The organism is Acidovorax temperans (genome assembly GCF_006716905.1).
GTDB classification, from domain to species: Bacteria; Pseudomonadota; Gammaproteobacteria; order Burkholderiales; family Burkholderiaceae_C; genus Acidovorax; species Acidovorax temperans.
The window spans coordinates 124,903-150,856 of sequence record NZ_VFPV01000002.1 but is presented as its reverse complement, the minus strand read 5'-3'; the positions used below and the strand labels follow the sequence as shown (position 1 = coordinate 150,856).

At 66.3% G+C, this 25,954-nt stretch carries 12 protein-coding genes and 3 pseudogenes; 9 read left to right on the top strand and 6 right to left on the bottom strand.

Annotated elements, in window-relative coordinates; all coding sequences use genetic code 11:
- Window positions 1-46 precede the first annotated feature (46 nt).
- Genes BDD18_RS08835 through BDD18_RS08825 form a run of 3 tightly spaced genes read right to left on the bottom strand, consistent with a single transcriptional unit; the run spans window position 47 to window position 7,106 of the window.
- Window positions 47-2,086 (bottom strand): two-component system sensor histidine kinase NtrB, encoded by a 2,040-nt coding sequence (locus BDD18_RS08835; RefSeq protein WP_142082767.1) that lies wholly within the window; start codon window positions 2,084-2,086, stop codon window positions 47-49.
- Window positions 2,083-2,901, bottom strand: a complete 819-nt coding sequence (locus BDD18_RS08830) for a carbon-nitrogen hydrolase family protein (protein WP_066784658.1) — start codon at window positions 2,899-2,901, stop codon at window positions 2,083-2,085. Before BDD18_RS08830 ends, BDD18_RS08835 begins: the two co-directional genes overlap by 4 nt.
- Entirely contained in the window at window positions 2,901-7,106 is a 4,206-nt protein-coding gene (locus BDD18_RS08825) for a YhdP family protein (RefSeq protein ID WP_142082765.1), read from the bottom strand. The genes BDD18_RS08830 and BDD18_RS08825 overlap by 1 nt, the downstream gene beginning before the upstream one ends.
- Before the next feature lie 194 nt (window positions 7,107-7,300).
- On the opposite strand from BDD18_RS08825, the gene glnE reads away from it, so the two are divergent.
- From glnE to BDD18_RS08790, 7 genes and pseudogenes are all read left to right on the top strand, one after another.
- The gene (gene glnE, locus BDD18_RS08820; RefSeq protein WP_142082763.1) at window positions 7,301-10,060 is read left to right on the top strand and encodes a bifunctional [glutamate--ammonia ligase]-adenylyl-L-tyrosine phosphorylase/[glutamate--ammonia-ligase] adenylyltransferase; all 2,760 of its coding nucleotides are present in this window, start codon (window positions 7,301-7,303) and stop codon (window positions 10,058-10,060) included.
- Between the two features lie 291 nt (window positions 10,061-10,351).
- A complete protein-coding gene (locus BDD18_RS08815) occupies window positions 10,352-11,023 on the top strand; it encodes a CerR family C-terminal domain-containing protein (RefSeq protein WP_142082762.1) in 672 nt (223 codons plus the stop codon).
- A gap of 41 nt (window positions 11,024-11,064) precedes the next feature.
- Window positions 11,065-12,484 (top strand): annotated as a pseudogene (locus BDD18_RS08810) (efflux transporter outer membrane subunit).
- Between the two features lie 45 nt (window positions 12,485-12,529).
- Window positions 12,530-13,699 carry an efflux RND transporter periplasmic adaptor subunit gene (locus tag BDD18_RS08805; RefSeq protein ID WP_142082760.1) on the top strand — a complete coding sequence of 390 codons (1,170 nt, stop codon included), beginning with the start codon at window positions 12,530-12,532 and terminating at the stop codon, window positions 13,697-13,699.
- Between the two features lie 11 nt (window positions 13,700-13,710).
- Entirely contained in the window at window positions 13,711-16,797 is a 3,087-nt protein-coding gene (locus BDD18_RS08800; protein WP_142082758.1) for an efflux RND transporter permease subunit, read from the top strand.
- Between the two features lie 77 nt (window positions 16,798-16,874).
- Window positions 16,875-18,086, top strand: a complete 1,212-nt coding sequence (locus BDD18_RS08795; protein WP_066692557.1) for an HD-GYP domain-containing protein — start codon at window positions 16,875-16,877, stop codon at window positions 18,084-18,086.
- 390 nt (window positions 18,087-18,476) lie between these two features.
- A pseudogene (locus BDD18_RS08790) lies at window positions 18,477-18,677 on the top strand (glutathione peroxidase); the annotation flags it as partial.
- 384 nt (window positions 18,678-19,061) lie between these two features.
- Here BDD18_RS08790 and BDD18_RS08780 read toward each other — a convergent pair.
- The 3 genes and pseudogenes from BDD18_RS08780 to cadR form a co-directional block, all read right to left on the bottom strand.
- A pseudogene (locus BDD18_RS08780) lies at window positions 19,062-19,774 on the bottom strand (IS5 family transposase).
- A gap of 531 nt (window positions 19,775-20,305) precedes the next feature.
- Window positions 20,306-21,391, bottom strand: a complete 1,086-nt coding sequence (locus tag BDD18_RS08775; RefSeq protein ID WP_142082755.1) for a porin — start codon at window positions 21,389-21,391, stop codon at window positions 20,306-20,308.
- A 509-nt stretch (window positions 21,392-21,900) separates the two neighbouring features.
- Window positions 21,901-22,341 carry a Cd(II)/Pb(II)-responsive transcriptional regulator gene (cadR, locus tag BDD18_RS08770; protein WP_142082753.1) on the bottom strand — a complete coding sequence of 147 codons (441 nt, stop codon included), beginning with the start codon at window positions 22,339-22,341 and terminating at the stop codon, window positions 21,901-21,903.
- 85 nt (window positions 22,342-22,426) lie between these two features.
- Here cadR and BDD18_RS08765 point away from each other — a divergent pair, with 85 nt between their 5' ends.
- Both BDD18_RS08765 and lspA read left to right on the top strand, forming a co-directional pair.
- Complete coding sequence (locus BDD18_RS08765) at window positions 22,427-24,832, top strand: heavy metal translocating P-type ATPase (RefSeq protein ID WP_142082751.1); 2,406 nt, start codon at window positions 22,427-22,429, stop codon at window positions 24,830-24,832.
- Complete coding sequence (gene lspA / locus BDD18_RS08760) at window positions 24,829-25,905, top strand: signal peptidase II (RefSeq protein WP_142082749.1); 1,077 nt, start codon at window positions 24,829-24,831, stop codon at window positions 25,903-25,905. Before BDD18_RS08765 ends, lspA begins: the two co-directional genes overlap by 4 nt.
- Window positions 25,906-25,954: the final 49 nt, after the last annotated feature.

The following is a 25,954-nucleotide window of genomic DNA, read 5'->3' as shown; positions in this document are numbered from 1 at the left end:
GTTCGTTACGCCCACTCGAACGCCAGCGCAGCCCGCGCCGGGAATGTCATATTTTCACCGGCAGGGTGAAAGTGAATACCGTACCACGCGGCTCGTTCGGCGCGAACCCAAAGTACCCGCCGTGCTGCTCCACCACCGTGCGGCACATGCTCAGCCCGAGACCCATGCCCTCGGTGCGTGTGGTGAAGAACGGGGTGAACAGCTTCTTGGCCACCTCTTCCGGGATGCCGCTGCCGCCATCCGCCACCGACAACTCCAGCCACCCGCTGTGCCCTTTGGAAGCCGCACGCCGCACGCGGATGTCCAGCACGCGGGGGGCGATGGTGGGGTCGTCCATGGCCTGCATGGCGTTGCGCGCCAGGTTGAGCAGCACCTGCTCCACCATCGTGCGGTCGCACAGCGCAGGGGGCAGGTCGGGCTCGACCGAGGTACGCACGCTCACGCCCAGCTTGCGGGCCTGCAGGTTCACCAGCGGCCAGATGGCCTCGATGAGCTGCTGGGCGGGCACGGCTTCGCGGGCCTGGTCACGGCGGCGCACAAAGTCATGCACGCTCTTGATGACGCGGCCCGCCCGCTCGGCCTGGCGCGCAATCTGGCGCATGGCCATGCGCACGTCTTCCAGGTCCTGGCTTGAGGGCACCGGCTGGTCGCCGGACACCGACTCCAGCAGGTTCAGCGAACCCGTGGCATAGCTGGAGATGGCCGCCAGCGGCTGGTTCAGCTCGTGGCTGAGCAGCGAGGCCATCTCGCCCACCGTGGCCAGGCGGGCGGTGGCCTGCAGGCGCTCCTGCGAAGCGCGCGAAAGCTCTTCCACCCGGCGCTGTTCGCTGATGTCCAGAAACGCGCTCATCCAGCCGGTGTGCAGGCCCTGGGCGTTGATGAGTGGGGCCTCGATGATCAGCACCGGAAAGCGCGTTCCATCCTTGCGCATGAATTCGGACTCAAACCCCTCCCGTGGCGGCACGCTGCCTGCAAAGCGGTGGGCCTGGCGCTGGCGGTATTCCTCGACCCGCTCCGGGGGCCAGTACGGGGCCGAGGCGGGGGCGGTGGTGCTGTAACCCAGCAACTCTTGCGCCGTGAAGCCCACCATCTCGCAGAACGCGGGGTTGACGTAGGTGATGCGGCCTTGCAGGTCACGCGCGCGCAGGCCGGTGACCAGCGAGTCTTCCATGGCCTTGCGAAACGCCAGCGCATCGCCCAGGTCGCGCTCGGCGCGCAGTCGGCGACGGTTGTCGCGCACCAGCACGCCCACCACCGTGACCAGCGCGATCGACATGGCCGTGACCAGGGCCGTGAGCACGTTCGGGAACACGCTGGGCGCGGTGTGCCAGGTGTCCAGGCGCAACACCAGCGTGGTGCCCGGCAGGTCCAGCAGCTGCTGCGCGGTGAACATGCGCGTGCCCCGGCGCGAGGCGCCCAGCACGGCCAGGCGGGTGCCGTCTGGTTCGGTGAACGAGGCTTCCTGGCTGCGCGTGAGGCTGGCACCCACCATGTCGGCCAGTACCGATTGCAGCGAATAGGTGGCGATCAAAAAGCCCGATGCACGCCCGTTGACGCTCAGGGGCAAGCACAGCTCCATCAACTCGGAGCCGAGCCCGTCTGCGTGAGGCTGGTAGTAACTGCCGGAATATGCAGGGGCGCTGAGGCGCCGCGCGGTGCTGCACGCCTGGTTGGCTTCCGAATGGCTGTTCTCGCGCATGCCCCGGTCCCACATCAGGGCGCGGTAGGGTGTTTGCACATGGGTGCGCAGGCGCATGGCGTTGTCGCGCCATTCAAGGCGCACCAGTTCGCGCTGCAAGCGCAGCAGCTCGGCCGCCTCCACCTCCCACGCCAGCAGGCCGGGGTCAGACGCGTGCAGGGCCTGCAGGCTCTGCAGGTTGCGGTTCAGCGCCACGCGCACATCAGAGACAGCATCGGCCGCATCACGCTCCAGCCGCGTTTGCACCTGGCTGGCTTCGTACCGCCCCGCGAGCCACACCATGGTGACCAGCATGGACACCACCAGGGCGATCAGGGCGGTCCACAGCGACCAGCGCCGCCACGCGCTGCGCAAGCGGCGCCAGATGGCGCGCGAAATGGTGCTCATAAAACGCGGTGGGTGAGGGCCGGCAACTGCTGGCGCACGCTGCGCAGCCGCTCGGGATCCAGGTCGGCCAGCACCACGCCGGGGCCCTGGGCCTGCTGCGCCAGCACCTGGCCCCAGGGGTCGGCCACCAGGCTCTGGCCCCACGTGTGGCGGCCGTTTTCATGCACACCGCCCTGGGCGGGTGCCACCACGTAAGCCAGGTTCTCGATGGCGCGGGCGCGCAGCAGCACTTCCCAGTGCGCCTGGCCGGTGACATGGGTGAAGGCGCTGGGCACCAGCAACACATCCGCACCCGCGCGGGCATGGGCGCGGAACAGCTCGGGAAAACGAAGGTCGTAGCACACCGACAAGCCCACGCGCCAGCGGTGGCCGTCGCGCGCGGGCAGGTCGAACTGCACCGGAGCGTTGTCGCCCGCTTCGATCACGCGGCCTTCATGGAACTGCTCGCGTCCGTTGTCAAACCAGAAGAGGTGGATCTTGTCGTAGCGGGCCACGCAGCGGCCATCTGGCGCAAACACCAGCGTGGTGTTGCGCACGCGCTGGGGGTCGGTGGTGCGCAGGGGCAGGGTGCCGCCCACAATCCACAGCCCTAGTTCGCGCGCGGTGCGGGCCAGGAAGCTCTGGATGGGGCCCTCGCCAAAGCTCTCCTGGTAGGCGAGCTTGTCGGTATCGCGCAGGCCCATAGCGCAGAAGTACTCGGGCAGCACAGCCAGTTCGGCACCAGCCTGCGCCGCTTGTTCCAGCAGGCCGCGAGCGGTGGCCAGGTTGTCTTCGGGCCGGGGGCCAGACACCATCTGGATCGCAGCGACTTTCATCATGAGGGGTCTCCGGTGCTAGGGAGCTCAGGCGTGGCATTTTGCGGCCCTGGCGCCGCAGGGCTGGCACCTTGCGCGGGTGCCGTGGCCTCGCGGCCGCGGCGGGGCACGCGCACCACGCGGGGGTCGGCCCAGCCCCCGTCAATGTGGAACTCCTGCGTGGCAGCCTCGATCAGCGGGCCGCGCAGGAACACCTGCGCCAGGAAACTGCCCAGCCCCACCACCGGGTTGATGGCTGTGGCCACCAGCGATGCCGTCATGGCGTTGATCTCGGGCACCACCACCACACGCAGGTCCTGGGTTTCTTTCTCGATGTCGGCCCTGCCTTCCATCAGTACGGCAGCATTCACGCCCTTCATCTGCAGGTTGTTGGTGGAGGCCACGCCCTGGTCGATCAGCATGTCGCCGCGCACGAAGTCAAACGCGAAGCCTTCGCTGAACACATCCCGGAAATCGAGCGAGAGGCGGCGCGGCAGGGACTGCAGGCTGAGCACACTGAGCAGCTTGGCCAGGCCCGGGTCAGCCTTCAGAAACTGCCCCGATTCGATGTTGATGCTGATCTGCCCGGCCATGGTGCGAAAGTCGGGGCTGAACGGCGCGCCGATCCAGCCCACCTGCCCCTCCATGCGCCCTTTGCCCCGGCGCACCACATTGACCATGCCAAACCGCGCCAGCAGGTCGCCCGAGTCGCGGATGTCGAGCTTGAAGTTGAGCGCCGTGCGCCGCTCGGGGCTGCGCGGCTCGGCCACACCCCGGGCACGGCTCAGCAAGGCCCAGTTGCCCGTGGCGGTCAGGCTGGCCTCGGGCGTGGTGATGTTGAACTTGTTCAGGCGCCACTCGCGCTGGGCAGCGTCGCCCGCACGGTTTTGTGCCTCGATCTCGATGCGACCGAGCTTGCGGCCGCGCAGTTCGAAGTCGTCCACCACCACGTCCACCGCGGGCAACGAGCCCGGTTGCTCGGCCAGCAGGTTCTCCACCTGCGTGGCTTCGCTCTGCGGCATGCTCAGGCGCGACAGGCGCGCAAACAGGCGGCCATTGCCCATGTCGCCCGATGTGGGCTGGCGAAACTCCACGTAGCCGTTGAGTTCAGAGGCGTCCAGGTTGGCACGCCACAGGTTGCCTTCGCGCAGCCCACCGGCCACCAGGTTGTGCAGGGTGCGGCCTTGGGCCGACAGCTCGGTGGCGCGCAGGGCCACCACGTTGGGCAGGTAGTCCATGGCCGGGGACGGAGCCGGGCCGGGGCCCATCACGGCGGTGGCGCCGGGGCGTGCACCGCCAGCAGCCCCACCTGCAGCACTGCCGGGTGCGCGGGTGGACTGGCTCAACAGACGCTCCCACGCATCCACATCCACCCGGCCCAGCCGGATGTTGGCGGCCACGCCCTCGGCCACCACCGGCGCAGATTCACCGGCCGGCAGGCCCACGCCCATCGAGCCGCGCAGCACCCGGGGCTGGGCGCCTGCCAAATCGCGCAGGTAGGTGGCCGACCCGATGCTGCCCAGGTCCAGCGTGACCTGATCGCGCAGCGGCGGCGGCGTGGCCCCGGCGGCAACGGGCACCAGGGATTCGCGCGCCACCATTTGTTCATAGCGCAGGGGTTGCTGGGCGTCGGCCGTCTTGCCCAGGGGCGCGGGCAGGTCCAGCGCCATGCCCTGCAGGGTGGTGTTGACCTGCAGCTCGGGCACCCCCCGGCGGAACGACAGCGCCAGGCTGTAGGGCGCGCTGCCGGTGGCGTTTTGCGCCAGTTGCGACACAAACCCCAGTGAAGGGGTTTGCTGCAGCCCCTGGGCTGTGGCCACACCCTGCGCGCGCAGCTGGATGGCGGCCTCCGACGGCGGCGCCCCGGCGGGCAGGGCGCGCATGCCGCCTTCCAGCCGCACATCGCCGCCCAGCGCGCGGGCTTGCACACCGCTCAGGGTAAAGCCGGTGTCAGAAAACTGCACCACGCCGCGCGCACGGCTCAGGGCGGGCGTGTCAGGGGTGATGCGCACCTCGTTGCCCGCCAGCGTTACGCTGCCCTGCACCTTGGATTTGTCAATTTCGCTGATCGGCAGGCTCAGCCGCAATTGCAGATCGGCATTGCCCGTGCCGCTGGCCTGGGCCAGGGCGTTGCCCGTCATGCGCGCCAGGGGCGAGGTGGCCATGAGGCCCAGCATTTCAGACAGCGGCCCCCGCGCCTCGGCGTTCACCCCCACCACGGTGCGATCCAGGTTGGGAATCTGCGCCTCCACCTTGGTCAGGCGCGTTTGCGGCAGCCCCATGAAGGTGCCTGTCGCCCCCTTCACCTGCATGGACGAGCGCTCAAAGATCAGCTCGCCCGCCAGCTGCGTGAGCGCCGGCCAGCGCAGCGCTTCGTTCGGCTGCAGGCTGGGCGGCACGTAGGCATAGGTCACGTCCTTCACCTTCGCGGCGATGCGGAAGTCGCCCCGCTTGGGGTCGTTGAAGGGCATGTCGTGCAGGTCGCCCCGGACCTTGAAATCCACATGGCTGGCCACCCCCGCCACCACCGCCTGCTCGACATAGCGGCGCGACTCGGCCGGAATGCTCAGCGGCAGGTAGCGGTGCACGCGCGTGCCATCGGCCCGGGTGAGCGCGCCCGACAAATCCAGCACCCCCGGAAAGCGCGAGCCGTGCGCCACGCGGGCAGGGTCGCTGGTGTGCCACGACACGCGGGCCTGGCCCTGGGCATCGGCATTGGCAAAGTGGATATCGCTGGCCTGCACCGCAATGCGCTCGCCCTCCAGCTGCCAGCGCACATTGGCGCCGAATTCGTCCAGCGGCAGCACGGGGTCTTCAAACACGCCGGGCAGCACCAGGGCACCGGCCTCGATGGCCAGCGTGGCCTTGCCGCCGGCCTGGTTCAGGTCAAATTCCGCGTTGGCGTTGCGCAAGCCCAGCGTACGGTTCGCCTCTTTCGGGGCGGCCCCGGCCAGCGTGAGGCCCTGCACCTGCCCCCGCACCTGGTATTGCTGCAGGGCGTCGAGCGGCCCTTTCCAGGTGGCCTGGATTTCCTGCACCATGCCCTGGGGGGCATAGGTGGCAATGGCATCGTGGGCGGCGGAAGACAGGGGCAGGCGGCTGGCAATCTGGGCCAGCGCGGCCAGGTCCAGCTTGTCGGCGCGGAACTCGCCTTGCGCAGGCGCCTTGCCCGAAGCCTCGGTGTATTGCAGCTTGAGGTTGCCACCCGGCCAGTGCAAGCCATCGTCAGCCACAAATTGCAGCCCCTGGGTAGAAAATTCAAAGCCCCCCTGCAGGCGGCGCCCCCCCAGGCGGCCTTCGATGGAGGGCAACTGCAGCGCCTGCAACCCCGCGCCCAGGGTGGCGTGCACGTCGGCCAGCGCCAGGTCGGCCGTGCCGCCCACGATCTGGCCGCGCTGCACATCGGCCCAGGCCCGCAGGGCACCGCGGCCGCGCGCCACGTCAATGCCCACATCGGCATGGTGGCGCAGGCGCGAGACATCCACCCGCGAGAAATGGGCAAACAACTGCCCGTTCCAGTGCTGCCAATTGCTGTCACGCACCCGCAGCAGCGGCGCGCGGAACATGCCCACCAGCGTGAAGCGGTCGCCCCAGGCCTCGGGGGGCGTGGCGTCCACGCGCAGGCTGTGGCGCCAGTTGCCGTTGCGCAGCACCACATCCACCTTCTGCAGCGACAGCTCGGGCGCGCCGCGCATCTCGTCGTTCCAGCGCACGGTGCCCTCGCGGATCACCACCTCGCCTTGTGAAAACAGCCAGTCGGTGGCTGCGCTGCTGTCGCCCGAGCCTTGCGAGATGGGCAGGCCGGCCACAAAAATCCGGCCATCAGCGGCGCGGCGAATGTCCAGATCGGGCGAGGCGATATACAGCTGCTCAAAACCCCAGTGCAGCAGCGAGCGCGGCGACAACGACACCACCACGCGGGGCAGGCGCAGCGCGGCCCGGTTTTCGCCGTCCAGCAGCGCCACATCCAGCAGTTCGATGGAGGGGATCAACCCCTCGGAACGGGCCGAGATTTCGCCGATGCGAACGGCCACCCCTAATGCCCGCGTGGCTTGCGCCTCGATCTGAGGGCGAAACTCGCCGATTCGCGGCACAATCCAGCCATGAAGGGCACCCCAGGCGATGGCCAGCAACAACCACAGGGCCAGCATCAATCCCAAAGACCAACGCGCAAACCCAGCCACGATTTTGAGCAAGCGGGTGGGGCGAGGGGTCGATTCGGTCATGTTGCGCGTGAAGGTGGCCGGAATTATGACCCGCCCCCAGGGGCTCGGTTCCGCAAGGTTTTTGCCAGCGTGTTAGCCCCTGTTACGCCCGTACTGCCACCCCTGACCGGCACTTTGCGCCCGGCCTGCAGGCCTTGTTGCGCCTGACGTGTTCCACCCACAGCCTTCCGCCTTCTTCGATCGCCGCGCCTGCCATGCAGAACATTGCCTCCGCCCTTCCCCCCTGCGCCACCATTGCTCCCAGTGACGGGCAGGCCGAGCATTCGCGCTTTTTCCAGCGGCTGCACCGCCGCTATGGGCAGGACCTGGCCCTGCTACCGCCGGGCGCTCCCACCCGGGCCACGATGGAAGAGGCCATGGCCGCCCTGCGCGCGCGGGGTGTGGACATGGCCAGCGCCCTGCGCACGGTGCGGCAACTGGTCATGGAGCGGCTCATCCGCCTGGACTGCGAAGCGCGTGCGCCCCTGGGCGACATCACCCGCGCTGTGACCGAGCTGGCCGAACTGGCCCTGGACCACGCCTGCCGCCACGCCCGCGAAGAGCTGGACAGCCGTCACGGCGCACCCCTGGGCCCGCAGGGCCAGCCGGTGCAGTTGTGGATCATCGGCATGGGCAAGCTGGGCGCGCGCGAGCTGAACGTGTCGAGCGACATCGACCTGATCTATGTGTATGAACACGACGGCGACACCGCAGGCATCGAGGGCGGCCGGGGCCGCATCTCCAACCACGAATACTTCGCCCGCGCCGTCAAGGCCATCTACAGCCTGGTGGGCGACACCACCGAGCACGGCTTCGTCTTCCGGGTGGACCTGGCCCTGCGGCCCAACGGCAACTCTGGCCCTGCCGCCATCTCGCTGTCGGCACTAGAAGAGTATTTGCAGGTGCAGGGCCGCGAGTGGGAGCGCTTTGCGTGGCTCAAGAGCCGCGTCGTGGCCCCCACCAGCTGCATTGGCAGCCCCGAGGTACAGGCCCTGCGCGGCGTGGTGCTGCCGTTTGTCTTCCGCCGCTACCTGGACTACAGCGTGTTCGATGCGCTGCGCTCGCTGCACCGCCAGATCCGCGACCACGCCGCCAAGCGCAGCGCGGGCCACCCCGAGCGCGCCAACGATGTGAAGCTCTCGCGCGGTGGCATCCGCGAGATTGAATTCACCGTACAGCTCTTGCAGGTGGTGCGCGGGGGCCAGTTCCCCGAACTGCGCCGCCGCCCCACGCTGGAGGCCCTGCAGCGCCTGGCCCAAGCCGGGCTGATGCCGCAGGAAACGGCCGACGCCATGGCCAGCGCCTACGTTTTCTTGCGCCAGGTGGAGCACCGCATCCAGTACCTGGACGACCAGCAGACCCATGTGCTGCCCACGCGCGACGACGACCTGGCCTGGATTGCCAGCACCATGGGCTACCCTGACTGCTGCGCCTTTTTGCACGAGCTGGACGCCCACCGCGAGCTGGTGGCGCAAGAATTCGACACCCTGCTGGGCGGCAACGAGAAAAAGCAGTGCAGCGGCGGCGGCTGCGGCGGCCCCAAGGCATCGGCTCCGCCACCGCCCGAGCTGGAAAGCCTGCTGGAACAACTGCCCGAAGACTTTCGCGAACGCGTGGCCGAGTGGCGCAACAACCCGCGCGTGGCCAACCTGCGCGACGAGGCCCGCGCGCGGCTGTTCCGCATCGTGCAGCGCACCGCCCAGTGGCTGGGCGAAGGCCGCTGCAGCCTAGAAGCTGCCGGGCGCCTGACCAACTGGCTCGAACCCCTGATGCGCCGCGAAAGCTACCTGGCCCTGCTGCTGGAGCGCCCGCCCGTGCACCAGCAACTGCTGGCCCTGCTGGGCGCCGCCAAATGGCCCGCCCGCTACCTGCTGCAGCACCCCGGCGTGATCGACGAGCTGGTGGGCGACACGCTGATGGCCGAGCGCTTTGTGGTGGCCGACTTTGAACGCGAACTGGCGCAGCGGCTCAAGTCGCTGCAGTCCACCGGTGAAGACGACGACGAGACCCTGCTGAACCTGCTGCGCCGTGCCCAGCATGCCGAAACCTTCCGCACCCTGGCGCGCGACGTGGGCGGGCGCATCACCGTCGAGCAAGTGGCCGACGACCTGAGCGCCCTGGCCGACAGCGTGCTGCGCATCACCACCCAGTGGTGCTGGAACCGCCTGAAAACCCGCCACCGCGAGGTGCCGCAGTTCGGCATCATTGGCTACGGCAAGCTGGGCGGCAAAGAGCTGGGCTACGGCAGCGACCTGGACATCGTCTTTGTGTTCGACGACGACGACGAGCGCGCCCCCGAGGTGTATGCCGCCTTTGTGCGCAAGCTCATCAACTGGCTCACCGTCAAAACCGGCGAGGGCGACCTGTACGAGATCGACACCGCGCTGCGCCCCAACGGCAATTCGGGTCTGCTGGTGACCAGCTTTGAGGCCTATGCCAACTACCAGCAGCAGCGCGGCAGCAACACCGCCTGGACCTGGGAACACCAGGCCATGACCCGCGCCCGCTTCGTGCTGGGCAGCCCCGAGCTGCAGGCCCGCTTTGATGCCGTGCGCGAAGCCGTCATCACCTCGGCCCGCGACGCCAGCGCGCTCAAGGAAGAGATCGTCACCATGCGCGAGCGCGTGCGCTCCGCCCACCCGGTGCCCAGCGGCATGTTTGAGGTCAAGCACAGCCCGGGCGGCATGGTCGATGCCGAATTTGCCGTGCAGTACCTGGTGCTGTCGCAATCTGGCGCCCACCCCGAGCTGCGCGGCAACCTGGGCAACATTGCCCTGCTGGAACGGGCCGAGCAAGTCGGCCTGCTGCCCGCAGGCGTGGGCCACGCCGCCGCCAACGCCTACCGCGAACTGCGCCGCGTGCAACACCGCGCACGGCTGGACGAAGCCCCCACCCAGGTCGAGCCCCCTGCCCTGCAAGCCGAGCGCGATGCCGTGCTGGCGCTGTGGCAGGCAGTGTTCGGGGCCGGGCACTGAGGCTGCTACACCTCAAGCCAAAATGGCTGCTGGCGCTTAATGGATAAGCGCCAGCAGCTACTTTTTTGATAGCACAAACTCTGCGGCATCCGGTCACAGCCGCAAGGCTGGCGGCAAGCCAGGCTGCCCCCGGCGCGGCCTGTGCGATGCCCCCAGCCCTACCCAGCCACGCGGCGGCGTCCTGCAAGCGCAGGGCTATCGGGCGTGCCCAATGCGCTGCAACACCACCGCAGCGTTCTGACACAAAAATTTAATTAATCAATTGATTAACTCGTGGTGTAATCCCGCACCATGGTTCCAGCCCCCCACCCTTCCCCTGCCACGCCCGATGCGGCCGACTCGCGCGCACGGCTGCTCAGCGCCGCGCTGCGGCTGTTTGCCGAAAACGGGTTCGCCAAGACCTCCATCCGCCAGATCGCCGAAGCGGCGGGGGCCAACACCGCCCTCATCAGCTACTACTTTGGCGACAAGAAAGGCCTGTACAACGCGGCCTATGCCGAGCCCCTGGGCGGGCCGCTGCAGGCCGATGCCGGGCCCGACGGCCATTCGCTGGACATTTTTCTGGAGCAGTTCCTCACCGGCTTCATGCGCCCGCTGGACATGGGCGACCAGGTGGAGCTGTGCATGCGCCTGCACTTTCGCGAGATGCTGGACCCCACCGGCCTGTGGCAGCAGGAGCTGGACAGCGAAATCAAGCCCCTGCACAGCACCCTCATCCGGCTGCTGTGCCAGGCCGTGGGCGCGCCCGCGCCCGACGACGACATCCACCGCCTGGCGCTGGCCATCTCGGCCCTGCCGCTGCAGTACTACGCCCACCGCGACCTGATCCAGCAGATGGCACCGCAACTGCTGAACGACCCCGAATGCCTGCAAGCCACCACCCGCAGGCTGATCGACTTTGCCCACCACCTGATTGCTGGCGAAACCCGCCGCCGCCAGGCCCCAGCCGGAGATGCCCCGTGACCGCACCCACCTCCCTCGCGCCCCGCAAGCGCCCTACCCCACTGCGCCGCCTGGGGTGGTTGCTGCCCCTGGCCGCCGCCCTGACGGCCTGCACCACCCTGCGCCCGCCCGCGCAGGTGGCACCCGCCACCCCCACCAGCTGGCAGGCCCCGCTGCCGCACGACGGGCAGTTGCAGCAGCTCACCAACTGGTGGGCGCGCACCAACGACCCGGTGCTGGTAGCGCTGATCGAATCCGCCCAGCGCATCAGCCCGAGCCTCGCCCAGGCGCGCAGCCGGGTGGAGCAGGCCCGCGCCACGCAGACCACCGCCCGTGCTGCCCTGCTGCCCACGCTGGATGCGCAGGCCAGCGCCAGCCGAGGCGTAACGCCCCCTGTGACCACGCCCGCCACCACCGCCCAGGCCGGGCTGCAGGCGGGGTGGGAGATCGACCTGTTCGGTGCCAACCAGGCCACGCGCGATGCCGCCACCGAACGCCTGGCCGGTGCCCAGGCCCTGTGGCACGAGGCCCGTGTGAGCGTGGCCGCCGAGGTGGCGCTGCAGGTCAGCAGCCTGCGCACCTGCCTGCAGCAGCTGGATGTGGCCGAGCGCGATGCCCAGTCACGCGCGGCCACCGCGCGCCTCACACAAGACAGCCAGCGCGCAGGCTTCACCGCGCCCGCCACTGCGGCCCTGGCCAGCGCCAGCGCGGCCGAGGCCACGGCCCGCGCGGCCCAGCAGCGCATGCAGTGCGATGTGGAACTTCAAGACCCTGGTGGCGCTGACCGGCGAGCCCGAGCCCGCCCTGCGCAATCAGATCACCACCGCCCCCGTGCCTGGCTTTGACGAAGCCCGCTTCACCATCGCCACACTGCCCGTGCAGGTGGTGTCGCAGCGGCCCGATGTGTACAACGCCGAGCGCGAAGTGGCCGCCGCCAGTGCCGAGGTGGGCAACGCCCAGGCGCAGCGCTGGCCACGCCTGTCGCTCACCGGCACCGTGGGCACGGCCTGGAGCCGTGCTGCGGGCACCACCACCGACCTGAGCACCTGGTCCTTCGGCCCGCTGGCACTGAGCCTGCCGCTGCTGGACGGTGGCCGCCGCACGGCCCAGGTGGATGCCGCCCGCGCCCGTTACGACGAGGCCGTGGCCGTGTACCAGGGCCACGTGCGCCAGGCGGTGAGTGAGGTAGAGCAAGCGCTGGTGCGCCTGCAAAGCACCGCCGAGCGCGCCGACAGCGCCCGCGCTGCCGTGCAGGGCTACCGCACCTCGTTTGACGCCACCGAGGCCCGCTGGCGCGGGGGCCTGGCCAGCCTGCTGGAGCTGGAAGACGCCCGCCGCACGCTGCTGGCCGCGCAAACCACGCTGGTGGCCCTGCAGCACGAGCGCCAATCGGCCTGGGTGGCGCTGTACCGCGCAGCCGGGGGTGGCTTTGATGCAGCCAACCCCACAGCCCCAAACACGCCAGCCGCCCCGGCGCTCTGAGCGCCCCAAACCCGAGCCCCCTTTTTGAAGAAACGGACGATGCACATGCCCGCATTCAAACTCTCTCCCGTCGCCCTGGCCCTGGTCGCCCTGTGCGTGCTGACCGGTGGCGCCGCGCTGCTGCACACCGATGCCTCGCGCGCGGCCGACCAGCCTGCCGCCGCGCAACCCCGCCCGGCCCTCACGGTGACCACGGCGCAGCCCCAGCGCACCAGCGTGCCCCAGCGCCTGTCGGCCAACGGCAACGTGGCCGCCTGGCAAGAGGCCAGCGTGGGCGCTGAAAGCAACGGCCTGCGCCTGACGGCCGTGAACGTGAACGTGGGCGATGTGGTCAAGGCGGGCCAAGTGCTGGCCACCTTTGCCGCCGACACCGTGCAGGCCGACGTGGCCCAGGCCCGCGCCAGCGTGATGGAAGCCGAGGCCAACGCCGCCGAGGCCGCCGCCAACGCCGAGCGTGCGCGGGGCCTGCAAGCCTCGGGTGCCTTGAGCCAGCAACAGATCCAGCAATACACCACCGCCGAGCAGACCGCCAAGGCGCGCGTGGAGGCCGCCCGCGCGCAGCTCAACGCGCAGCAGCTGCGGCTGAAGTTCACCCAGGTGCTGGCGCCCGACAGCGGCGTGATCTCGGCCCGCACCGCCACGGTGGGTGCGGTGGTGGGCTCGGGCACCGAGCTGTTCCGCATGGTGCGCAAAGGCCGGCTGGAGTGGCGCGCCGAAGTCACCCAGGCCGAGCTGGCGCGCATCCGCACAGGGGCCAAGGTGCAGGTCACCGCGGCCAGCGGCGCGGCGGTGGAAGGCACCGTGCGCATGGTGGGCCCCACGGTAGACACGCAAACGCGCAACGCCCTGGTCTATGTGGACCTGCCCGCCCACGCCGATATCCGCGCCGGGATGTTTGCGCGCGGCGACTTTGCGCTGGGCGAGGGCCAGGCGCTGACCGTGCCGCAAGAGGCGGTGGTGGTGCGCGACGGCTTCTTCTACGTGTTTGTGCTGGACGGCCAGCAGCGCGTGCAGCAGCGCAAGGTGCAGCCGGGCCGCCGCGTGGCCGACCGGGTGGAGATCACCGCCGGGCTCGACGCCAATGCCACCGTGGCCGTGCGCGGCGCGGGCTTTTTGAACGAAGGCGATCTGGTGCGCGTGGCCAACGACACTGCGGATTCCAAGCCAAAACAGGCTCCAGCGCCCGCCCCACAAGCGCCAGCAGCTAGCAAATAAGGAGCATTTGCATGAATGTCTCTACCTGGTCGATCAAGAATCCGATCCCGGCGCTGATGCTGTTTGTGCTGCTGACCTTCGGCGGCCTGATCGCATTCAACGCCATGAAGGTGCAGAACTTTCCGGACATGGACCTGCCCACCATCTCGGTGACGGTGAGCCTGCCCGGCGCCTCGCCCACCCAGCTCGAAAACGATGTGGCCCGCAAGGTCGAAAACAGCATCGCCACGCTGCAGGGCCTCAAGCACATCTACACCAAGGTGCAAGACGGCGGGGCCACCATCACGGCCGAGTTCCGCCTGGAAAAGCCCACGCAAGAGGCGCTGGACGACGTGCGCTCGGCCGTGGCGCGCGTGCGCGCCGACCTGCCGGGCGATGTGCGCGACCCCATCATCACCAAGATGGACCTGGCCGCGCAGCCGGTGCTGGCCTTCACCGTGGCCTCGCCGCGCATGGACGACGAGGCGCTGTCGTGGTTTGTGGACAACGACGTGGCCAAGAAGCTGCTCACCGTGCCCGGCGTGGGCGCCGTGAACCGCGTGGGCGGGGTGGATCGGCAGGTGCATGTGGCGCTCGATCCGATCAAGCTGCAGGCGCTGGGCGCCACGGCGGCCGATGTATCGCGCCAGCTGCGCCTGGTGCAAACCGAAAGCGCCGGCGGCCGCACCGACCTGGGCGGCAGCGAGCAACCCGTGCGCACGCTGGCCACGGTGCAGACCGCCCAAGAGCTGGCGGGCCTGACCCTGGCCCTTTCTGATGGCCGCCATCTGCGGCTGGACCAGGTGGCCACCGTGACCGACACCATTGCCGAGCCACGCGCCCTGGCGCTGCTCAACGGCAAGCCCGTGGTGGGCTTTGAAGTGGCCCGCAGCAAGGGCGCCAGCGAAGTGGAAGTGGGCGCCGCCGTGAAAGTGGCTCTGGCCGAACTGCGCGAGGCCCACCCCGGGCTGGAGGTGACCGAGGCCTTCAACTTTGTTCAGCCTGTGCAGGAGGAGTACGACGGGTCGATGCACCTGCTGTACGAAGGCGCACTGCTGGCCGTGGTGGTGGTGTGGCTGTTCCTGCGCGACTGGCGGGCCACGTTTGTGTCGGCGGTGGCGCTGCCGCTGTCGGTCATTCCGGCCTTCATCGGCATGCAGTGGCTGGGCTTTTCCATCAACGTGATCACGCTGCTGGCGCTGTCGCTGGTGGTGGGCATTCTGGTGGACGACGCCATCGTCGAGGTCGAGAACATCGTGCGCCACCTGCGCATGGGCAAAACGCCTTACCAGGCCGCGATGGAGGCGGCGGACGAAATCGGCCTGGCCGTGGTGGCCACCACCTTCACGCTGATTGCGGTGTTTTTGCCCACCGCATTCATGAGCGGCATTGCGGGCAAGTTCTTCAAGCAGTTTGGCTGGACCGCATCGCTGGCCGTGTTTGCCAGCCTGGTGGTGGCGCGGGTGCTCACGCCCATGATGGCGGCGTACATCCTCAAGCCCATCGTCGGCACCCATGACGACCCGCGCTGGATGGGCACCTACCTGCGCTGGGCCGCGTGGTGCATCCAGCACCGCTGGATCACCTTCGCCGCCACCATTGCGTTCTTTGTGGGTTCGCTGGCACTCATCCCGCTGCTGCCCACAGGCTTCATTCCGCCGGACGACAACTCGCAAACCCAGGTGTACCTGGAGCTGCCCCCTGGCGCCACGCTGGCCCAGACCCGGGGCGTGGCCGAGGACGCCCGCCAGCGCGTGGCCGCAGTGGCGCATGTGAAGAGCGTGTACACCACCATCGGCGGCGGCTCGGCGGGGTCGGACCCGTTCGCGGGCGGCAGCAATGCCGAAACGCGCAAGGCCACGCTGACCATCACGCTGGATGCGCGCGGCGAGCGCCCGCGCAAGCAAGGCATTGAGGCCGACATCCGCACCGCGCTGGAGACCCTGCCCGGCGTGCGCACCAAGGTGGGCCTGGGCGGCTCGGGCGAGAAGTACGTGCTGGTGCTCACCGGCGACGACCCGCAGGCGCTGCAGACCGCCGCGCTGGCGGTAGAGAAAGACCTGCGCACCATCCCTGGCCTGGGCAGCATTTCGTCCACCGCCAGCCTGGTGCGCTCGGAAATCGCCGTGCGCCCCGACTTTGCCCGCGCCGCCGACCTGGGCGTGACCAGCAGCGCCATTGCCGAGACCCTGCGCATTGCCACCGTGGGCGACTACGACACGGCCCTGCCCAAGCTCAACCTGGCCTCGCGCCAGGTGCCCATCGTCGTCAAGCTGCAAGACGATGCGCGCAAGGACCTCTCGGTGCTCGAGCGCCTGCCCGTGCCCGGCGCCAAGGGCCCGGTGCTGCTGGGGCAGGTGGCCACGCTGGAGTTCAGCGGCGGCCCCGCCGTGGTGGACCGCTACGACCGCGCCCGCAACGTGAACTTCGAGATCGAGCTGTCGGGCCAGCCGCTGGGCGACGTGACGCAGGCCGTGGCCGCGCTGCCCTCCATCACCCACCTGCCGCCCGGCGTGCGCCAGATCACCATTGGCGATGCCGAAATGATGGGCGAGCTGTTCACCAGCTTTGGCCTGGCCATGCTCACCGGCGTGCTGTGCATCTACATCGTGCTGGTGCTGCTGTTCAAGGACTTTTTGCACCCGGCCACCATCCTGGTGGCGCTGCCGCTGTCTTTGGGCGGAGCGTTTGTGGGGCTGCTCATGGCGCAAAAGAGCTTCTCGATGCCCTCGCTCATCGGGCTCATCATGCTGATGGGCATTGCCACCAAGAACTCCATCCTGCTGGTGGAATACGCCATCCTGGCGCGGCGCGAGCAGGGCATGACGCGTTTTGAGGCGCTGATGGACGCCTGCCACAAGCGCGCGCGCCCCATCATCATGACCACGCTGGCCATGGGCGCGGGCATGATGCCCATTGCCCTGGGGCTGGGCGCGGCGGACGGAAGCTTTCGCTCGCCCATGGCGGTGGCGGTGATTGGCGGGCTGATCACCTCCACCTTCCTGAGCCTGCTGGTCATTCCCGCCGTGTTCACCGGGGTGGACGACCTGGGGCTGAAGTTCGGAAAGCTCTGGCGGCGCGTGACGGGAGGGTCGGCCAACACCCCTGAAGCCCGTTGAAGGCCCGAACTACGGGGCAAGCCCGGGGGTTTGCAAGCTTTTGACAGTTGCAGTTCTCGGGATAATGGCTTCCGCCTATGAACCTCGTCCCCATCAATTCCGAGTCGGTGCCCCTCGGCCAACCCCTGCCTTTTGCGCTGCGTTCAGCCAATGGCGCGTTGCTGGCCCAAAAAGGCTTTGTGGTGAGTGACGCGAAAGCGCTGAGCGACATCACGGGCATGGGCATTCAACTGTGCGTGGACGTGGACGAATCCGGCGACAGCTACCGCGCCTACGTGGGCCGCTTGCAGCAGATGCTGATGGCAGAAACCTCGCTGGGCGAGCTGGCCTCTGTGAAGATGAGCGCCCCCGCCCCGGCGCCTGCCCCTGCCCGCAACCGCGAAGAGCGCGGGCCCCTGGACTGGTCCGAGCTGCAACTGCGCGTGATGCAGGTGCTGCGGGCGCCCAAGGCGGTGGATTTTCGGGAGCGCCTGCAGGCCCTGCACGAAGACCTGGCCCGCCGCTGCGAGCAGGCGCCAGACGCCACCTTGCTGGCACTGATCTTCCTGTCGGCCCAGGAAACCCGCCTGTACAGCGGCACCCACGCCATGCTGGTCAGCTGCGTCTGCATGGTGGTGGCCCGCGAAATGCTGCGGTGGTCGCCCGCCCAGGTGCGCCGCCTGGGCGCTGCGGGCCTGACCATGAACATTGCCATGACCGAGCTGCAAGACCAGCTCGCACAGCAAACCCAGCCCCTGACCGCCCGCCAGATTGCCGCCGTGGAAGACCACGCCGCCCGCTCGGCCGCGATGCTGGCCGAGCTGGGGGTGACCGACGCGGTGTGGCTGGAGGCCGTGCGCCACCACCACCACCGCAAGCCCGGCCCCTTCGCCGAAAAGACCGAAGGCGAGCAAATGGCACGCCTGATCCAGCGCGCTGACGTGTTTGGCGCGCGCATCTCACCCCGCGCCTCGCGCTGGCCCATGCCCGTGACTGCAGCCATGAAGGCCAGCTATTACGACGAGGAAAACAAGGTGGACGAAGCTGGCGCCGCCCTCGTCAAAGGCCTGGGCGTGTACCCGCCCGGCGCCTTTGTGCGCCTGGCCAGCGAGGAAGTGGGTGTGGTGCTGCGCCGCGGCATCAGCGCCACCACCCCGCGCGTGGCCGTGGTCACCAACCGCCTGGGCATGCCCACGGGCGAGTTCATCCCCCGCGACACATCCCAGCCGCAATGGAAGATCACCGGCGTGGTCGCCCACAAGGACGTGCGCGTCAAGATCGCGCTGGACCGGCTGCTCCCGCTGGTCTGACCCCCTGCGGCGGCCGCAAGCCCCCGCACCCCTCTCGCAACCCCCTACCCGGCGCCTGGCTTTGGCTGGAGGGCGTTCGCGTCGCCAGCAGCCACTGGGCCGAGGCACCCCTGCGCCTGCGCAGCCCAATAGCTATCAAAAACATAGCTGCTTGCGCTTATCTGGCGGACTCTACACCCATTTTTTGCTTGAAAACCGATGATCCCTGGCCCGCCAAGTGGTCGGACGCGCGTGCTGAATCCAACCACGCAGGTCAACCGTATACCAATCAGTACAAATAAAAACCCACATGGACAAAAGATGATTCAGCGGTTAAATTGCTTACCCATCACTTCAGAGAAAACCATGCGCGCCACACTGACCCTTCGTTACATCGTCGCCCCGCTGGCCATGGTGGGTCTATGGGGGCTTGCCAACCCGGCCGCCCACGCGGCCGATGCGCCTGCTGCCGCCAGCGCTGCCGCCTGCCCGGCCACGCTGCAGCACACCTATTTGCGCCTGCAGGACGAAAAGCCCCAGTCGCTGTGCCAATACGCGGGCAAGGTGGTGCTGGTGGTGAACACGGCCAGTTACTGCGGCTTCACCGGCCAGTAGGGGTCGCCTCAGAAAACGGAAAATAAAGCACGCTAAGCCCTTACTTACCCAGATGTTTGACTTTTCGTGGCACTTTCACCATGGCAATTGCAATTGCCCAACCCTTGCAAAATGCCGCACGCCTCTACAGATCGAGAGCCAGAACACTTCTCGCGCAAATCAACCAAGTGCCGCTTTAACTGCAACAGCGCGGACACACGCATTTCCACCTGTTGAATATGGGCCTCCAGCAGCGTGTTGACCTCCCCACAGTCCTGCATCGGGTTGACCTTGCCCCTGTTTCGTGTAGCTCTTAACCCACGGTTCACGCGGCCTTTTTATGCTGTGCCTCGTACCAGCGCTGCTCGTACTGCATCGGGCTGCGCTAGGACGTGTTGAGAATCAGCGAGAGTTGATAACCCCAGCTGCGAGATAGATCATCGCTGCGAAGCTGCTATCCGTCTTGTCGCTGCGCATTGCGATACGTTTGAACTCCTTGAGCTTGCAAAAGAAGTTCTCGATCAAGTGGCGCCATTTGTAGACCTCCAGGTCAATCTCCAGTGGCGCTCTCCTGCGGGGCATCTGTGAGATCACCACCTGCGCCCCGCGCTTACCCAACTCCTGGATCAGCCAATTCACATCGAAGGCCTTGTCGGCAAGCAAGGCATCAAAGCGCACATCGGCAATCAGCTCTCTGACCCCTTTGGTGTCGTGGCGCTGCCCTGGCATCAAGACGAACTTCACCAGATTGCCCAATGCATCTGTCAGCGCCAGTATCTTCGTGGTCATGCCGCCCCTCGAGTGGCCTATGGCCTGGCCCGAAGTCCCCCTTTTGCCCCCTGGCCGTGCCGATGCACTTTCACAATCGTGGCATCCACCATCGCATATTCCATGTCCGGCTGCTCGCTCACTGCATCGAACAGACGTTGGAACACATCGGCCTTAACCCAGTCTCTAAAGCGTTTGAACACCGTGTTCCACTTGCCGAACTCTGGCGGCAGGTCTCGCCAGGGGCTGCCTGTGCGGGCAATCCACAGCACTGCCTCAACGAAGCGGCGGTTGTCTGTGCCGCTGCGCCCCGGATCACTTGGCTTGCCAAGGCATTGAGGCTCCATCTTGGCCCATTGCTCGTCTGTCAGTACCCATCGAATGCTCATGCGCCTATTGCATCACATCCATTCACGCATCTCAGAATGATTCTCAACAGACCCTAGAGTGCGCGGTCGAAATTGGCGGCCCCAATGTCATCAAGGCCTCGCCTGTCTCCAACGGATAGCGATCGGTGTCTGACTGACCGTCAGAGCCGTGGCCTGTTCGGGGTAATTGCGAGAGCCTGAGATTCCTCAAGTGGCCTTTGGCGTTGGAGCCGAACGCGCCGCGCAGGCTCGTTCCGACCCTTGACGCCCCTCTTGTTATGAACGCTCGTCGCCTGTCTACGCCGATGCGGCGGCGGGTCAGTTACGGACGACGGGATAAGCCGCCTGGCCGTGCGACGCAAACATTGGGAAAAAAGAAGGCCACGGAGCTGGAGTGTGCTCCGTGGCCAAGAGACCGGTGGAGAAACTCGCAATTTCGGCCGGTCGGGATAACTCTCTTATTGGATCGCAGCTCGACTCGCGATCCCTGGTGGTGGGATGCCGCCAGCCTTAGAACGTGTGGCGGATGCCCAAGTCCAGGCCGGTCGACGACGAGTTCGGAGCCGTGGCCGCCCCGTTGAGCGCCACCGCAGCGCCGCCGCTGTTCTTCAGTCGAGCAAAGGTCCCGTACAACGCGGTGCGCTTGCTCAACTGATGGATGTAGCCCAGGGCGATCTTCTTGCCTTCCGGGTTGGCCACCGCGGAGCTGAGACCATACTGCGAATAGCTGACAAGAACTTGACCGGCGCCCACCGGCACCCAGCCTCCGAGCAGCCAGCCCTTGCCGGTCACAGCGCCGTTCTTGTCGCGGCTGTACTGGACGCCCACCTTGGCGACGCCGAAGTCATAGGTGCCGACCGCATTGCTCTGGCGGACGTCGCCGGCCGCGTAGTTGGTGCGGCCGGTGGCTACGGAAGCGTAGAACGGGCCTTTGGCGTAGCCGACGCGCACGCCGCCGCCGCTGCCGTCGTCCTCCGTCGCGGCGCCGTTCTTCAGGTTCTCGCCCATGTAGTACTGGACGTGGCCAAAGAAGCCGCCCAGGCTGGCCGGCGTGAAATAGCTGATCGTGTTGGAAGCGTACACCCCAATGTTAGCCGCTGGGTAACCGGTCCGGCCAGAGAAGGTATACGTTGCAGGCATTGGGTTGCCGACACCGACATTGCCGAACGGGTCGGCGTAGTAAAGGTTCCAATACTGAGGCATGAAGTCGCGGCCCGCGCGCAGTTCGCCCCAGGTACTGGCCAGGCTGACAGTCGCACGACGGTTGAAGACAACGCCTTGGCTGCCGCCGATGCTAGCGATCGGGCCGCCCGACGCCTGGTTGTTGACGTTCGTCGGGGCGCCGGTGCCGTCGTCGGTGTTCAGCCCGGCCTCAAGCCAGAACGATGCCGACATGCCGCCGCCGAGATCTTCGGTACCGCGAAAACCCAGGCGAGGCGTGCTTGCGCCACCACCGGCCAACTGATTCTTGTCGGCAATCGAGCCGCGGCCGATTGCCACCCTGGTGTCTATGACACCGAACAGGGTGACGGACGACTGGGCAGACGCGGCGCTGGCGACGGCAAGCAGCGCGAGGCCCAAAGAGGATTTTTTCATGCAGGTTTCTCCGTACTCGTAAGTAGTTCAATGGCGCTGGAAGTTCAGCGTCTTCATGATAGGCATCTAGCCCGGGCTAGGCCCATCAGGGTAAATGAGCATTGTTGTTTTTCAAGCCCCGTTGCAATTGTGCGAATCGATGCGTTTTTCTTCTTTGCAAGGGGCGGCAAAACTACTCGTCCGGCGGTGACATGGAGCCCGGCACTCATTGAACAGGGGAGGGACGCGCTGGCCCCTCTGGAACCAACGCCTGGTGGGTCCGTCTTGATGCTGAAGATTCAGAGTTCGCGGGCATTCCGAATGTCAACCCCCTTCCGATTGATATGCGCGACTGTCCCTGGAAAGTCGACCGGAGCCTCCGCCAGTTTCGTTGCCAAATACCCACGCTTAGGCTCGCAGCCTCATTCCTGGACATGACGCATTTGTAATTTCCCGGTCAGCACGCTGTTGGGCCTCGGCTTCTAGGGGTCGCCTCAGAAAACGGAAAATAAAGCACGCTAAGCCCTTACTTACCCAGATGTTTGACTTTTCGTGGCACTTTCACCATGGCAATTGCAATTGCCCAACCCTTGCAAAATGCCGCACGCCTCTACAGATCGAGAGCCAGAACACTTCTCGCGCAAATCAACCAAGTGCCGTTTTAACTGCAACAGCGCGGACACACGCATTTCCACCTGTTGAATATGGGCCTCCAGCAGCGTGTTGACCTCCCCACAGTCCTGCATCGGGTTGTCTCGCAGACCCAGCAATGCGCGAATCTCGCTCAACGTCATGTCGAGCGAACGGCAATGACGGATGAATTGCAAGCGCTCAATGTGCACATCGCTGTACAACCGAAAGTTGCCACCACTTCGCGCTGGCTTCGGCAGTAGCCCTTCCTTCTCGTAGTAGCGGATGGTCACAACCTCGCACCCAGAGCGCTTGGCGAGGTCGCCAATTCTGATTTCCATGCCTCAATCTCCATTTTTCACTTGACTCTATAGCAACTATAGAGTTTTTAATGGAGGCTGAATAGACGATTTGAAGGAGTTATCCATGAGCGAATGCGCTTCAAAGGGGTGTGGCTGCTCGACTGGGCCAATCATCCAACCCACGGCACAAGCCCCGCTGGCAACCGGATCGGCTCAAGCGGTGTACCGCATCGAGAACATGGATTGCCCCACGGAAGAGGCGCTGATCCGAGGCAAGCTGGCTGGGCTGGCGGGTGTGGTTGGTCTTGAGTTCAACCTGATGCAGCGTACCTTGGCCGTGCGGCACGAATTGCCTTCGCTGTCTCCCGTTGAGCAGGCACTGAAGGCCATCGGCATGCAAGCTGTGCGCATGGATGAGGCGTCGGCCGGGCAGACGACCAAGCTGTCCATTGCCAAGATGGATTGCCCGACCGAAGAGGCGTTGATCCGCAACAAGCTGGGTACCATGCCCGGCGTTGCCGATCTCGATTTCAACCTGATGCAGCGCACGCTGTCGGTACGCCACGCGAACCGGGTTCTGCCAGACGTGCTCGTGGCACTGCAAGAACTTGGGTTCGAGGCCAGTGTGATGGACACCGCAGAGGTCGTATCGCCAGCCGCTTCCCCTGTGACCGCGCCAACCAACTGGTGGCCGCTGGGCATCTCCTTGGTCACTGCATCGGCGGCCGAGGCGGTCTACTGGCTCCACAACGGCAATCACTGGTCGGTTGTCGTTCTGGCGCTTGTCGCGGTCTTCACGGGTGGCCTCTCCACCTACAAGAAGGGGTGGATCGCGCTCAAGAACCGTAACCTCAACATGAACGCCCTGATGTCGATTGCCGTCACGGGTGCCATGTTGATTGGCCACTGGCCCGAAGCGGCGATGGTGATGGTACTGTTCGCGCTGGCCGAGGTGATCGAGGCCAAGTCATTGGATCGCGCCCGTAACGCCATCCGTGGACTGCTCGACCTGACCCCGGAGCAGGCCACGGTGCAGCAGCCTGACGGCACTTGGCGAGAGGTAAGTGCCAAGCAAATCGCCATTGGCAGCCGAGTCCGGGTCAAACCGGGTGAGCGCATCGCGCTCGATGGCGAGGTGCTAGACGGACGCTCCACGGTCAACCAAGCCCCGATCACGGGCGAAAGCCTCCCGGTCGAGAAGTCCCCCGGCGATCCGGTGTTTGCGGGCACGATCAACGAATCTGGTTCCTTCGAGTACCGCGTCACCGCCTTGGCCAACAACTCCACTTTGGCCCGCATCATTCACGCGGTAGAGGCTGCGCAAGGTAGCCGTGCACCGACCCAGCGTTTTGTCGATCAGTTCGCCCGTTGGTACACGCCCATTGTTTTCGGTGTTGCCATCGCCGTCGCGTTGTTGCCACCGCTGTTCATGGGTGCGGCATGGCTCGACTGGATTTACCGTGCATTGGTTCTGCTGGTGGTCGCCTGCCCGTGCGCACTGGTGATCTCTACGCCGGTCAGCATCGTCAGCGGCCTGGCCGCTGCCGCCCGCCACGGCATTCTCATCAAGGGCGGCGTCTATCTGGAAGAAGGCCGCAAGCTGCGCTGGCTGGCTCTGGACAAGACCGGCACGATCACGCACGGCAAGCCCGCACAGACCGATTTTGTCACATGGGGCAATGCACTCGCCTCGGACAGCCGCAGCATCGCTGCCAGTCTGGCGGCCCGCTCGGACCATCCTGTATCCAAGGCGGTGGCACAGGCCGCGCAGACGGACGGGGTTGCCTTGCTCGACGTGGCCGAATTCAACGCGCTGCCCGGTCGGGGTGTGCAAGGCCAAATCGACGGGGAGACCTACCATCTGGGCAACCACCGGATGCTCGAAGAGCTGGGGCAGTGCACACCAGAGCTGGAGCAGCGCATCGCTGCGCTGGAAACCGCTGGCAAGACCGTCGTGATGTTGGTAGGCGCAAAAGGGGTACATGCCTTATTCGCCGTAGCGGACACCATCAAGGACAGCAGCAGGACCGCCATCGCCGAGCTGCACGCACTGGGCATCAACACCATGATGCTGACCGGCGACAACCCCCATACGGCACAGGCCATTGCCGCACAAGCCGGAATCGACCGTGCGCAAGGCAACCTACTCCCAGATGACAAATTGCGCGAAGTGGAGCAACTGGCCCGAAGCGGCAAGGTTGGCATGGTCGGTGATGGCATCAACGATGCACCGGCCTTGGCGCGTGCGGATATCGGCTTTGCCATGGGAGCCGCTGGCACCGACACCGCCATCGAAACGGCTGATGTGGCGCTGATGGACGATGACCTGCGCAAAATTCCGACCTTCGTGCGCCTGTCGCGTGCGACGGCGCAGGTGCTGATGCAAAACATTGTGCTGGCCCTTGGCATCAAGGCAGTCTTTCTGGTGCTCACCTTCACGGGTCACGCGACCATGTGGATGGCGGTGTTTGCTGATATGGGGGCCAGCTTGCTCGTCGTTGGCAATGGCTTGAGGCTGTTGCGCCGATGAGCTGGAAATTCTTTCTCTATGACTGGGGTGGTCTGAACATCGCGATGTTTCAAGCCATCAACACGGGTACGCCTGCCGCGCTGGGGCCGCTGGCGTGGTTCTTCAGCCTCGTGGGAAGTTACTGGACAGCGCCGCTGATGCTGCTGGGTCTGTGGTGGTGGTCGAAGTCGGCCACCAACCCGACGCATGGCAGGGCCGTTCGGCATCGCCTTATTGGTTTTAGCGCGGCCTTCTTGCTGGCGTTACTGGCCGCCACCATCTTGAAGCTATGGCTCGACTTTCCACGCCCGCCTGCCGTCCTTGGCGACATGGTGCGCGTCATCGGGGACATCGAGCTTCACTACAGCCTGCCCAGCGGGCATGCCACCTATGCCGCGCTGGTGGTCGGCGCGCTCTGGCCTTTGATAGGCCGTCGTGGCCGCATCGGCTTGGTGTTGTACGCCGCATTGGTCGGTTGGTCACGCATCGCAGCCGGAATGCACTTTCCTGCCGATGTGCTGGCGGGGTGGGTACTTGGATTGAGTTGCACGGCGCTCGCCGGGTGGCTGATGCCGCTGGCCGTCCCTGTGTGGCAATCGGCTCGCCGCACATCGACTTGGGTCTGGTTCGCAGTGGCCGCCAGTGCTGTCATGACCGATCAGCTCGCAAAGTTCGCCATCACCCGCACGTTTGCCTACGGTGAACAGGTCGAAGTCACGCCCTTCTTCAACTTCGTCCATGTCCTGAATCCCGGCGCGGCATTCAGCTTTCTGGCGAACGCTGGCGGCTGGCAACGTTACTTTTTCATCACGCTGGGCCTGGTCGTTTCTGCTTGGCTGGGACGCATGCTGTGCCAGCAATTGCCCCGTCTCGAAGCGATGGGATACAGCCTGATCCTTGGTGGTGCGCTCGGCAATGTCGTGGATCGTGTGCTGCGTGGATCGGTTGTCGATTTCCTCGACTTCCATTGGCAGCTTGTGCACTGGCCCGCCTTCAACCTCGCTGATGTGGCGATAACTATCGGAGCGCTCTGCCTGTTCTTGACGGTTGTACCGAAAAGCAGTAGAGGCACAGAGGCCGAGGTGTCCGGTTAAGCTATACCCTAACTTGATGTCAGGCAGGGCCGCGCCGCTTCGTCAGAAT